The organism is Paenibacillus sp. UNC451MF, from assembly GCF_000686845.1.
Lineage (GTDB): Bacteria > Bacillota > Bacilli > Paenibacillales > NBRC-103111 > Paenibacillus_S.
Genome location: NZ_JMLS01000054.1, coordinates 1 through 11,914, shown reverse-complemented (window position 1 = coordinate 11,914; position 11,914 = coordinate 1). Strand labels below are relative to the sequence as shown.

Here is an 11,914-nt window from a genome sequence, read left to right as displayed (position 1 = left end):
AAACGTGAATTTCTAGCCGATGGGCCTATGCAAAAGCTGGTGACAGATATTACGTACCTGCCATATGGCGGAAAAATATTGTACTTGTCGAGCATTCTAGACTTGTACAACGGAGAGATTGTAGCTTATAGTATTGCAGATAAACAAGATACAGCGTTTGTTCTTGACACGTTGAACCAATTACCAGGCGGGTCAGGAATGATGCTCCATAGTGATCAAGGAAGCGTATATACGTCCTGGGCTTACCAGCAAGCCGTAAAAGGAAAAGGCATTACCATGAGCATGTCCCGTAAAGGAACGCCCGCTGATAATGCCCCCATCGAATCGTTTCATTCCACGCTAAAATCTGAAACGTTCTATCTCGAAGGTTTGACCTGCACAACGACGGCAATCGTTGAGCAAACCGTTCGAGACTACATTCACTACTATAACTCAATTCGCATTCAAACGAAACTAAATAACCAGTCACCGATTAATTTCCGACGACTGGCTGCTTAGACTTGCAAGGTGTTTTGATCACTGTCTCACAAACGGGGTGCAGTACCCTCAGATCTTCCAAGGGCTTTTTGTTGATTCCTTTTAGGTATTGCAGATATACCAATGCTCCATTTAGCATAGTGTAAGCTCGGTGTCCCGCACAAGTTCTGCGCCAGGTAAACGACCAGCCCGCCCGAGCCCATTTTGGCCAAGTGGCCGCCACTTTACAGCGACAGGCTATCGAGTGGGATCTTGAACACGCTCTGCAAGACAAGTCCAACGGCCAGCGCAGTCTCGTCTTCCACTTCGGTGAGGTGTAGGAACTCTACGTTCCGGCATGTTTCCGGCACTTGGGCGATCACTCGTGCTTTGAGCTCGTCGACGAACGAGTCCCCCCATATCGGCAGCATAAACCCAGTGAGCAGAACCCGGTCCGGGTTGAGCAGGGTGACGATATTGGCAGTGGCGTAAACGATCGCCGTCTTCACCACCTCGTTCAGTTGAACGGTTTCCGGGTCTCCGGTACGGATAGCTTCGCTGATTTGCTCCCAACTCCTACTGAGCGTCCGCAGCAAGCCCCTGGAGGAAGCCAGAGTGGTTAGGCATCCTCTGCCGCCGCAGTAGCACTCATAATCGTAAGGCGGCATAAACGCCTTATAGTGGCCTACCTCTCCTGCTACAAAGGAGGAGCCGGTGACCAATAGCTTCTCCACGACGATGGCTCCCCCGATGCCACTACCAAATTTTAGCGTCACATTGCTTTTGGAGGAGATCAGAATTCCGCCCATATTCTCGTTGAGCGCAAGCAGGTTGGTGTCGTTCTCCAGAAAGACGGGCAGCCCGTACTCGTCCTCTAGCAGCTTCGCCAGCGGTATCCGCTTCCATCCGAGCCCAGGCGAGCGAAGCAGAACGCCCTCGGAGGAGTCGACGAGTCCATGAACGCTAAAGCCGATTCCCTTCAGGCAGGTAGGGTCCGGGGTCCGGCTAATGAGCTTGTCGATCACGCTGCGGATCACCCGGAGCAAGTCCTCTTCGGACTCGTAGCGCTCTGCCTTCGCTTCGGCTTCCGCCAAGCGGGTGTGCTGAAAATTATAAACCGCTCCTCGTGCCGACGTACCCGACAATTCAACGCCGATCGCAAAGAAGCGGGAACCGTTAAGCAGCAGGGGAACACGCTTACGGCCGCTACCGCTCTCAAGGGATTGCGGCGCGCCTTCAACAATCAATTGATCCTCTAGAAGCCGGCTGACGATGTTGGTGACGGTTTGCTGACTAAGTCCGGTTTTTCGGGCTAGCTCTACACGGGAGATCGGACATTCCGAATAGATCAGATGCAGCACCTTCTGCTGATTAATGGATTTAAGCAGCGTGTGGGATGAATGTTTCAATGTGGACATAAGTCGACCTCTTCCTTGAACTGTACACGTTTATTCTCTTAGTACAAATTAGTTTACCACGCGGTCATTCCCGAGGAAAGGCAGAGGATTTTTGTCGAAAGATTTCTGTTGTATCCTAGAGAATAAACAGGTAATATAATAATAAATAAATTTGATTTATTAATTAGATGTAAATTGTAAGCGCGATCATGTCACGTCAATCAACGATTTTTTACATATCCCTTACAATATGATAATCATCGCTAAACAATTACCCTGTATTCTTAATGTTAATAAATCAATTTTTTTTACTAATTCGAGAGGGGTCTCAGTATGAGATACAAATTTGGAAAGATTACGGCTTTAAGCCTTGCGGTTGCTATGTCGGGTTCGCTGCTTGCAGGATGTACAGGAAAAACGGAACAACCTTCCGCGAGTCAGCCTCAGAATCAGACTAAAGGCGATGTTTACGAAAACGGGCTGTCGAAGACGGAGAAGGTGACGCTCAAGGTCGGTTTCTTCATGGGAGGCTACGGAAGGGAATGGTTCGATTATGCCGTAAAGTCCTTCCAGGCCAAATACCCGAACGTTTCCTTCGACGTCACCGCATCGGCGGATATGAAGAACATGATACAAACGAAGATTTCCGCAAATAACGATAACGATATGTTTGACATTTTCAACACGACGCCTCCTTCCGGAGGGCAGGGTATCATTTCCCTTGCTGAAGCTGGAAAACTCGAGCCTTTCGATGATATGTTCGACAAAAAGCTTCCTGACGTGCCGGACAAAGCACTTAAGGAGCTCATGATGCCGGGCCTCGCCGAATCGTTTACTAGGGTGAACGGAAAGGTATACGAGTTCGCCACCTCGAGCTCTTACGGCGGATTGTTCTTCAATAAGACGCTGTTCGAGCAGAAGGGCTGGAACCAGAATCCGAAGACATGGGCCGAGTTTAACGCCCTGCTTGCCAAAATTAAGGCGGACGGCATAGCTCCGATTACTTTCCCGGGAATTTACCCTAATTACTATGACTGGGCCTTTGGACCGGCAAAGCTGTTTGAGCTGGCCGATATCAAAGGAAACGCCGATAAGGTGATCGAAAATTATAAAACATACAACGGTCCTCAATTTACGAGCGAGGAAAGCTTGGAACACTGGAACCGCCTGTATGAGCTTGGCAAGAAGGGGTACTTCCCGGATGGACTGCCTGCTTTAACGCATACCCAGTCACAGATGCAGGTGATTCAAGGCCAGGCCGCGATGGTTTCCACAGGAAGTCACGTGGAGAACGAAATGAAGAAGACCACACCGGAAAACTTCAAGTGGGGCTATATGGCGGTGCCGTTCAGGGATAAGGCGGAGCAGAAGCTTTGGATCCGAAGCGGAATCACCAACTTCCAATACATGTGGGCCGGCAAGCCGGATTTGAACAAGAAGTGGTCCAAGGAGTTCATTCTTTGGCTGATGACGCTGGATAACCAGCAGTTTGCGGCAGAAAAAGCGGGTGCCCTCCCGATGAGAAAAGATTTGATTGACGATGCAAGTAAAGTCGTTAAGCTGTCCACCTCTGCACAAGCGATATTAAAGTATATTAAGGATAACGATGCCCGATCGTATAAGCCGCACAGAACCGTCAGCATCTCAGATCCGAACCTGGCCAAAGCCAATAAGATGGTAGAAGAAGCCACTACGAAGATCGTACTAGGCAAGCAGGATCCGAAACCGATTCTCGAAGAAGCGGACGCCTTGCTCAAGAAAGCGGTAGAAGCTCAGAAGAAATAAGTTTATAGGCGGGGAGGGAATTCTCTCCGCTTTTCCATTTCCCTTGATAGGAGTTGAATTCCCTTGTCCGAACCCAATGTAGTGAAAGCTAAACCCGCTTCTTCCGGCAGCATGGGACTAGATAAAGCGAGCACGCAGAAGTGGATTTTTCTCACCCTGGCCGTCGTGCCGCCGTTCGGGGGCTATCTGCTGTTCACGCTGTTTCCGAATGTTTTATCCGTTTACTATGCGTTATTGGATTGGGACGGGTTGACGGATCCCAAGTTTGTAGGGCTCAGCAATTTTGTTACCGCAATTCAGGACGAGTATGTATGGCGGGCGCTTAAGCACAACCTTATTTTTATGGTGACGGTGCCGCCGCTGGTCGTGCTCATTTCCTTACTGCTTGCCTATCTGGTCACATACAAGAGTTATATGGAAAATGAGTTCCTGAAAATCCTTTTCTTTTTTCCCAACGTTTTATCGATTGTTGTCGTTGCTTTACTTTGGGCATTCATCTATGACGGTACCTACGGCATGCTTAACAGCGGCCTGAAGCTGCTCGGGATCGACATGAAAAATTTTTATTGGCTGGGAAATGAAAGTGCAGCACTGTGGGCGCTGGTCCCTCCGTGGGTTTGGGGCGGTGTCGGGCTCTACGTCATCATTTTCGTAAATGCTATGTCGGGCATTCCCAAGTCGCTGTACGAATCGGCTATTATCGAAGGCGCTGGACACATGACGCGGTTATTCAAGATTACGCTGCCACTCATTCTGCCCGTCGTCCGGGTCAGCGCGCTGTTCCTTGTGATCAGCACACTCAAGACGTTCGAGCTTATTCTGATTATGACTAACGGTGGCCCGTCCGGCTCCACGGATGTAATCGGTCTTTATATGTTTAACCTTGCTTTCGGAAAAGAGTACATCAACTACGGTTACGCGTCCGCTGTCGGTATGATTCTATTCGTCATCTTGATCACGGCCAAACTGCTGATGGATAAGTTTCTGCCGAACCGGGGCGTAGAGTATTAGAGCATACTTTTTAAAGCGGGGAGAAGATGAGATTGAAGGAAAAAATGACGTTTATGGACGTGCTGTGGCGTCTGGTGCTGTATATTTGGGGTTTGTCGATTTTGTTCCCGCTGGTATGGGTGTTCTATGAGTCTCTGAAGTCCAATCCTGAATTTTTCAAAGACATCTGGAGCCTTCCAAAAAAGATGCAGTGGTCCAATTATACTGCCGCCTGGACGGAATATGGCTTCGGTCGTTCGCTGCTTAATACGCTTTATTATGTAGGCGGAAGCCTTGTTGTCAGCTTGTTCTTTACTACGCTTAACGCTTATGCCTTGACCCGGATGGAATTTAAGGGACGGCAGCTGATCTGGGGCCTCATTATGCTTTCCTTGTTCCTGCCGGGGATTAACGCCCTGGTGCCGCAGTACGTGATCATGAGGGAGCTGCATTTGACGAACAGCTTAACGGGGTTAATCCTATTGTCCTCTCTAGGGGAGAGTGTATTCTATCTAATGCTGCTCGGAGGCTTTATGAAGTCGCTGCCCAAGGATTTGGAGGAATGTGCTCATATGGACGGCGCTTCGATCTTCCAGGTATTCTGGCGGGTGATCGTTCCCCTGTCCACTCCGGGGATTGTTACGGTTGCGATTTTTAAATTCCTGGGCTTCTATAACAACTTCATGGGACCGTTCATCTATTTGAGTGATCCCGATAAATATACGATTGCAGTGCAGATGTACCAAGCCAACAAAATGATGGAGTTTACGTCGGACTGGGTTACGTTGTTTGCAGGGGTGACGATTGCGATGGTTCCTTCGGTCATTGTTTTTATACTGTTCCAGCGGATGATAATGCAGGGTGCCACATTAGGTGCTGTTAAGGGCTAAGCAGATAGAAAAGGGTAGCGATAGGAAGGAGTGCTTCCCATCGGACAAATTTGGTAAAATATACTATATGAATAGTGAATGAAGAATGCTTAAGTATACATCATTGTTTATGGAAGGATTGGTAATGTGGAAAGAAAAGAGAAGAATCCGATAGAGCTGTACGATCCCGGAATGCGTCCCAATGAAACGTACGATGGCTCGATTCGTTGGTATTCCCCTATGGAGCGGCCTTTTCAAATTTCCGGGTTGGCTTGGTTTGCGCAAGAAAGAATCTATCGCAGATTGCCGAATTTGCCGTCCGGAGCCATTCCGGAAGCCGTCGATCGCTTAGCCGATCATACTGCAGGAGGACAAATCCGGTTTCAGTCGGACTCCTCTTCTCTATCGGTAAGGGTGAAGCTGAAAGGCAAAGCCAATATGGTCCATATGCCGGCAACCGGACAATGCGGCATCGATTGCTACGTGGGTTCTCCCGACACCCTCCTTCCCCTGCGGTACTGCAACACAACGAAATATGACCTCACTCTCACCGAGTACGAGTGTGCGTTATTTACCAATTGGAATGCCTCGATGCGTAATATCGTTCTAAACTTGCCGCTCTATCAAGGGGTGGAGGAGATATGGATCGGTTTGGATGAGGGCGCGTCCATAACCGCTCCCCCCAGCTACGCTTCCGGGAAGAAAGTAGTCATCTACGGAACCTCGATTACGCAAGGAGGCTGCGCCTCTCGGCCTGGCATGGCTTATACGAACATTTTGAGCCGAAGAATTCCGCTGGAATTTATCAATCTTGGTTTCTCTGGAAGCGGCAAGGGAGAGCCGGAGGTTGCCAAAATTATTTCGCAGATCAATGATCCTGCGTGTATGGTCATTGATTATGAAGGCAATTGCGTGAGCACCGAACTTTTCCGTAAGACACTTCCGGAATTTATTAGAATTTATAGGGAAGCACATCCGGTAACACCGATCTTGGTTGTCTCACGAATTCGTTACGCACGTGAGGAGCTGACCCCACAACTGTACGAGACCAGAATAGAACGTAAGCGTTTCGAACAGTCTCTCGTTAACGAGTTGCGGGAGCAAGGTGATTTGAATATTTATTTCTTTGACGGCTCCGGATCTCTCGGTGAAGATTTCTTCGAATGCACAGTAGACGGCTCACATCCAACGGATCTTGGTTTTCTGCGGATGGCAGATGCACTTGAACCAGTTCTAAAAACATTGTTTTTATGATAGAGGGAGTATTATTGAAATAGTGGACGTCCAATGTTGCAACAAATGGAGAAGGAGTGATGTCAATGGTCAGAGCACAAATATGGTCTTACTGTGATGAAGATATTTTTTAAAGTGATGAAGGGAATGTAAACGTTTTATCGAATCTTATTCGTGAATCAAACTTTTAAGAGTAGAGAACTGGAGTGAGGTTTTCCCTCATCGGACTTTCTGATGTTCTTCTTCCTTCCGGCCGCAGCCTGGTGAATAGCAGATTTGTATAATAGCAATCGAAAAGAAATCTAGCTTCTGCTTCATGCTATAATAGGTGTAGGTAAGTAGTGTATCTTAGCCACCAAGGAGGTTATGTAATGGGAACAGGTAATCCGGTAACGATAACAGTGGAAACGATCGTTCATTCTCCTGTCGAAAGCGTGTGGAAATATTGGACAGATCCGAAGCATATCACGCAATGGAATAAGGCTTCTGATGATTGGCACACGCCATACGCCGAGAATGATCTGAAGGTCGGCGGTAAATTCCTCTCTAGAATGGAAGCCAAAGACGGCAGTTTTGGATTTGATTTCAGCGGAGTATACGACAAGGTGAGCATTAACGAGAGCATCTCCTATACGATCGCCGACGGTAGAAAAGTGAAAATCGTTTTTATTCGCCAAGACAACGACACGAAAATCATCACATCGTTCGAAGCGGAAGAGACCAACACCGTTGAGATGCAGCAAGCCGGGTGGCAGGCAATTTTAGACAATTTCAAAAAATATGTGGAAACGGCTGAAGAAGAATAAGATCTTTCAACCTTAGAAGCGCATGCCGATATCGGCATGCGCTTTGCTATGTACGCCCTGTATGAGCGTCATCTCTACAGTGAAAGTTGCGGATGGGGTGCCGTCAAGCGCCTCGCCTGCCATTAATTCAGAGCAAGGGTCTTTTATAGTTTCCCGGAATGGGGATTGAAGTAACGGGTAGGATAGTTTAATTGCTCTGCCGATTGTATCCAACAATCATTTTACATGGGGGAGCTAGTAATCGACGGCTGATATAGGGCCATTCTACTTTGATTGGGATAATTACAAATTAGCAATAGAAAAAACTTATGAAATCGGTCGATTAAGCTAACAGGTAACGATAGTTCAGCTGACTAGGGCCATTTGCATCGGCAACTGCTCAGTGAAATTTTGCTGAAATGACACTTTTTATTAAGGATGAAGTAAATGACAATAAACAATAAGAGTTTCAGAAGAATATCAGTCAGAGAAGAAAACTACATATGGACCGTTTCTCCTGGGAGTGGTTATCTTATTGTTATAGCTGAACATGAAATCAGCAGAGGAATACGTCTTCAAGTTAATATTGAATCAGATATCGATAGTGTCTGGGTAAACTTCCCGAATACAGAACATCTGAATATGAAAATTGTTAGACCAAGAGATATTGAATTCTTTATTTGTCAGGCATTAGATCAGGGATGGGATGCAAAAGTAAAAGGAACACCAATTGTTTTTGATTTTGACGGTAGAATTTTGAAAAGAAGATAAAACTAAACGGGTATGCTAGTTTAATAATGTCAGATTAAAACCTTCCATAAGAAGCAAACTAGATTTAATAGCTCTTATGGGGGTTTTTTTATGATTTTAAGTGAGTTATGGCGACTGTATGAAACTGATAAACGTATCCAGGGGTTTAGTCCGAGTAAATTGAAAGCCTACGCATTACAGCTCAAGATGCTGGTAAGAGAGACCGGGGAAAACTCGATGCAAATGTATATCCACATTGCTTTCGTCATACCTACGCGTGCCAGCTCCTAGATATCGAAGCTCCATTAGATTTTATTCAAGGCATGTGGGGCATGAAAAAGCATCAACCACTCAAATTTACGCCCAGCTGTGTGGAGAACGTCGACGAGAACTCAACCGTCGTTACTTTTAAGCGGCCATTCCGCTTTTAAGACCCACTGATTTTGATCGGAGACCTTGGCATCAGTCGAATTCACTGAATAACTACTTTTCGCTGCAGGTCTGATACCTTGGTCTCCGTCCGCATCATACCCATGCTTAGCGTCGCCATTCCAACATCCTTACCGCTACTTTTCCAAGCTTGAACGTCTGGCACGGTGAACATATCTCAAAATTCGGCTTTAGGTACTACATTACCGCTGAACAAAGCTGTCATAAACACATTCAGATCATTTGTTCTAGAAATGATCTCGCCTGCGGCCCAAGTGAAAGACTGACTACCTTCCGTAACGTCCACAAGTTCGGTTTTGTCCCCCAGCTGGACCGCTTGGTATCCATGAGCATGTGTGCCAACGATTCGAATGTCGCTTCCTGGCAGGTAGGTGTTGTATAGATTTAACGGCTGCACGATCCGGGATTGGACCTCAATATAAAGGGTTACCGGTCACTTTCTCAATCAACAAGCCTGCAAGAACATAATTTACATTAAGAAGATATTGCTGCTTAGTGCCGGGATCAAATTCCATAGGTTGACTGACAGCTAAGTATCCTCCAACTGTGCTTCCCGATAGTTCATATTAAATACACAACGAGGCTGCCGTTGAAACGATCGACGGCCTCATTGAACCGTAAAGATTTGATCATTGCTCAATTGCCAGACTCATACGTTTGGTGTGATCTCCCTGGTTGCCGTTTTAATGACTAATCGCATAGTGCAATTGAACGACGCCGCTGCCGAGTGATTTGAAGTTCAACAATTCCACTTCCTTGTATTGGTACTTCTCCGTGTCAATCAATAGATTGAGCCCCTTCCCTTCTAGTACCGGCGCGACATTGAATATGAGCTCGTCAACAAGCCCTTGACCCAGAAAAGCATTATGAAGGTCCGCCCCCCCCGAGATGAAGGCGATTTGATAGCCTTTATCCCGCAGGTAGCTCAAGGCTTCGTGCGGCGAACCGACAACCGTCACACCGGGGATTTCTTTCACGCTCGCCGATACGACAACAATATCCATGCCGGCAAAAGTATCACCGCCGCTGCTCGCCTGCATCCCTTCAAACGTGCGTCTTCCGACAATGAAATTACCAGCTGCCTGAGCATGTGTCGCAAAATCGCCGAGCGCTTCCTTTCTTGGGGGGTTATTCGGACTCGATTGCGCGTAGTTGCCATTACCGGTTAGTGTTGCCCATAGAATTGTTTTCATTGATTAGCCTCCTATTAGTGGATGGAAATTGGATTAATAATTTTATGAATTGCCTAAATAACCGATGATGATAGTTCAGCCTAGCTTTCTTGATAGCAGCGATGTTCGTTCAAGGACTCTGCGGATGGATGCGGTCACCCGGTCCGGCCGATCTTCCTGTACATAGTGGGAGGCATCGCCTAACGACTCGGTTTCGTTTAATTTCAAATAACCCTGCCATTTAGCCATCTCTTCGGGTGGAAAGCCCGCGCTATCCTTCATTCCCCATAAAATCTGTGCTGGCAAATTGGATAGAATCGGCAGTTTCGCCTCGATCTCCGCGAGCCATGGACGCGCCTTTCGGATCTGCCTTGGGAATATCCATGTCGGTTTCCGGGATTTTGGTGTTGGGAATGGATCGGTATAGGCCTTTCTCAAGGTATTCGTGATTTTCTCGGTATGATAGATCCCATGCGGGACAATCTTCTTAGCGAAGAAGTTTAGCCTTGTCTGCAGCCAATATCCGATGGGCCATCCGCCCATGGCAAGCGAGAATAGCTTCATCGCAGGGAGTGTGGCCGGCCATGCCCAGGTATTCATTACGACAATTCCGCGCAGGTTCTCATGGTGTCTTACGGCGTAGTTGAATCCGATCGGACCTCCCCAATCTTGGACTACTAGTACGAAGTCCTTGAGATCTAGTCGCCGAATGAATTCGGTGACAGCCTCAGAATGCTCCTTAGGTGAATAGCCATAATCGGAAGGAGCCCGTGACATTCCGAGTCCCGGGTAATCCAATGCAATCAGACGGCATTCACCGCTCAAATCCTTGATGACGTTCCGATAAAGATACGACCAGGTGGGGTTTCCGTGTAGGAGAAGAATGACAGGCCCCTGCCCCTCGTCAACGTAATGAATCATGCCATCGCCATAAGGCATCCAGTGGTCCTTGAACGGATATTCCGATGCATCTACATCAAACGGTCTTTGCATTTGTGCCTCCAATCTGCTAATAGTTCAAGCAGCGTTTAAGTCGCATGTAATAGTTGTACAAATATTCTGATTATTGTTGTGATTCAAATTCCTGTTAATTTCGATGTAGCGCCCCGGTTGCGCGCACCACTCAGGGGTTGATATCGATATGAAGTAGAGTTTTGTGTTCAGGCTCTTCAATAAGACTACAGCACTGTGGTATATTTGAAAAGTAGTTACAATAAAGTGCAGTAGTTTCATAAAATGAACTATGGAGGAAACGTCAATGTTGGATCGCTCTTGTATCGAAGCCATTGATCCTTTGCTGGAAATCTTGGATGGTAAGTGGACCCTTTCTCTTCTGTTAGAGTTGTTTGTCGGAACCAAGCGATTTGGAGAGCTGCGGCGAAGGCTACACCCGATTAGCCCGAAGACGCTAACAGATCGACTGCGGGTGCTAGAGGAGAAGGGGATTATTACGCGCACGCTGTACCCCGGTGTACCCCTTCACGTTGAATATGAGTTAACTGATCGCGGGCGGAATCTGCAGCCTATTTTTGCGGCTATGTGGGCGTGGGTTCAGGAAAATGGCATAAGCGCCGAACCTGGGGCGGAAGATATGGCATAGACTTGAATGTAATGAAAGCACGGGAGCGCAGACATTTGGGAGAGGACCTAATGACTGGAACGATAGTCTTCACTCTTCTCGAAGATGTGGTAGGCACCTGAAGAAGTTGCGTGTCTGGATTCACGACCAAAAGGTGTTGTCTAAAAAGCCCAGCACATTCAACTAAACATTCCTGTATAGCCTAAGAAATGAGCTTTAGATTCACAGGATAAGACAAAAGGGGATTAACTACAACATAAAGGTAGTTTTGTTCATCCAGAAACTTGGTGATAGGGGCATTGTAATGGCCCGTAGCCTCTAGAATAACCGTTGGTTTTTGTCCAGTGAAGGCTTCAAGATTCCTTAAAAGCTGATGGAAAAGCAGTAATCCCTCATGTGTATGAATGATTGAAAAACTCTTACCGTAGGGCGTTCCTTTGTCTAAGAA

General features: G+C 47.1%; 14 protein-coding genes. 9 read left to right on the top strand and 5 right to left on the bottom strand.

The annotated features are described in order from the left end of the window. Positions 1-498 (top strand): IS3 family transposase (locus tag BP97_RS0130350; protein WP_028552468.1); only part of this gene is annotated, 498 nt, incomplete at its 5' end. 203 nt (positions 499-701) lie between these two features. Here the strand turns inward: BP97_RS0130350 and BP97_RS0130345 are convergent. Beyond that, positions 702-1,874, bottom strand: coding sequence for an ROK family transcriptional regulator (locus BP97_RS0130345; RefSeq protein ID WP_028552467.1), 1,173 nt, complete (start codon positions 1,872-1,874; stop codon positions 702-704). 312 nt (positions 1,875-2,186) lie between these two features. On the opposite strand from BP97_RS0130345, the gene BP97_RS0130340 reads away from it, so the two are divergent. The 7 genes from BP97_RS0130340 to BP97_RS40445 all read left to right on the top strand — a co-directional run bounded on the left by BP97_RS0130340 (position 2,187) and on the right by BP97_RS40445 (position 8,556). After that, positions 2,187-3,638 (top strand): ABC transporter substrate-binding protein, encoded by a 1,452-nt coding sequence (locus BP97_RS0130340; RefSeq protein ID WP_051621066.1) that lies wholly within the window; start codon positions 2,187-2,189, stop codon positions 3,636-3,638. Positions 3,639-3,701: 63 nt separating this feature from the next. After that, positions 3,702-4,649, top strand: coding sequence for a carbohydrate ABC transporter permease (locus tag BP97_RS0130335; RefSeq protein ID WP_051621065.1), 948 nt, complete (start codon positions 3,702-3,704; stop codon positions 4,647-4,649). 32 nt (positions 4,650-4,681) lie between these two features. Next, a complete protein-coding gene (locus BP97_RS0130330; RefSeq protein WP_028552464.1) occupies positions 4,682-5,518 on the top strand; it encodes a carbohydrate ABC transporter permease in 837 nt (278 codons plus the stop codon). Between the two features lie 126 nt (positions 5,519-5,644). Continuing rightward, the gene (locus BP97_RS0130325) at positions 5,645-6,751 is read left to right on the top strand and encodes an SGNH/GDSL hydrolase family protein (protein ID WP_028552463.1); all 1,107 of its coding nucleotides are present in this window, start codon (positions 5,645-5,647) and stop codon (positions 6,749-6,751) included. 350 nt (positions 6,752-7,101) lie between these two features. Then, positions 7,102-7,536, top strand: a complete 435-nt coding sequence (locus BP97_RS0130320) for an SRPBCC family protein (RefSeq protein ID WP_028552462.1) — start codon at positions 7,102-7,104, stop codon at positions 7,534-7,536. 426 nt (positions 7,537-7,962) lie between these two features. Further along, positions 7,963-8,286, top strand: coding sequence for a hypothetical protein (locus BP97_RS0130315; protein WP_028552461.1), 324 nt, complete (start codon positions 7,963-7,965; stop codon positions 8,284-8,286). Positions 8,287-8,376: 90 nt separating this feature from the next. Next, entirely contained in the window at positions 8,377-8,556 is a 180-nt protein-coding gene (locus BP97_RS40445) for a hypothetical protein (RefSeq protein WP_036746845.1), read from the top strand. 316 nt (positions 8,557-8,872) lie between these two features. On the opposite strand, the gene BP97_RS40810 is transcribed toward BP97_RS40445, so the two are convergent. The 3 genes from BP97_RS40810 to BP97_RS0130290 form a co-directional block, all read right to left on the bottom strand. Beyond that, positions 8,873-9,112, bottom strand: coding sequence for a hypothetical protein (locus BP97_RS40810; protein WP_028552460.1), 240 nt, complete (start codon positions 9,110-9,112; stop codon positions 8,873-8,875). A gap of 286 nt (positions 9,113-9,398) precedes the next feature. Then, positions 9,399-9,908: a dihydrofolate reductase family protein gene (locus tag BP97_RS0130295; protein WP_028552459.1), complete on the bottom strand. Its 510-nt coding sequence runs from the start codon at positions 9,906-9,908 to the stop codon at positions 9,399-9,401. A gap of 75 nt (positions 9,909-9,983) precedes the next feature. Then, positions 9,984-10,880: an alpha/beta fold hydrolase gene (locus BP97_RS0130290; RefSeq protein WP_028552458.1), complete on the bottom strand. Its 897-nt coding sequence runs from the start codon at positions 10,878-10,880 to the stop codon at positions 9,984-9,986. 265 nt (positions 10,881-11,145) lie between these two features. Here BP97_RS0130290 and BP97_RS37955 point away from each other — a divergent pair, with 265 nt between their 5' ends. Then, complete coding sequence (locus BP97_RS37955; RefSeq protein WP_051621064.1) at positions 11,146-11,487, top strand: winged helix-turn-helix transcriptional regulator; 342 nt, start codon at positions 11,146-11,148, stop codon at positions 11,485-11,487. 181 nt (positions 11,488-11,668) lie between these two features. Here BP97_RS37955 and BP97_RS37950 read toward each other — a convergent pair. Then, positions 11,669-11,914, bottom strand: a 246-nt coding sequence (locus BP97_RS37950; RefSeq protein ID WP_036746844.1) for an IS110 family transposase, incomplete at its 5' end; no start/stop codon positions are given.

Excerpts from the sequence above, each read along its gene's own strand:
- BP97_RS40445 (WP_036746845.1), top strand. The coding sequence starts at position 8,377 with ATGATTTTAAGTGAGTTATGGCGACTGTATGAAACTGATAAACGTATC.
- BP97_RS0130320 (WP_028552462.1), top strand. The coding sequence starts at position 7,102 with ATGGGAACAGGTAATCCGGTAACGATAACAGTGGAAACGATCGTTCAT.
- BP97_RS0130340 (WP_051621066.1), top strand. The coding sequence starts at position 2,187 with ATGAGATACAAATTTGGAAAGATTACGGCTTTAAGCCTTGCGGTTGCT.
- BP97_RS0130345 (WP_028552467.1), bottom strand. The coding sequence starts at position 1,874 with ATGTCCACATTGAAACATTCATCCCACACGCTGCTTAAATCCATTAAT.
- BP97_RS37955 (WP_051621064.1), top strand. The coding sequence starts at position 11,146 with ATGTTGGATCGCTCTTGTATCGAAGCCATTGATCCTTTGCTGGAAATC.
- BP97_RS0130290 (WP_028552458.1), bottom strand. The coding sequence starts at position 10,880 with ATGCAAAGACCGTTTGATGTAGATGCATCGGAATATCCGTTCAAGGAC.
- BP97_RS0130315 (WP_028552461.1), top strand. The coding sequence starts at position 7,963 with ATGACAATAAACAATAAGAGTTTCAGAAGAATATCAGTCAGAGAAGAA.
- BP97_RS0130295 (WP_028552459.1), bottom strand. The coding sequence starts at position 9,908 with ATGAAAACAATTCTATGGGCAACACTAACCGGTAATGGCAACTACGCG.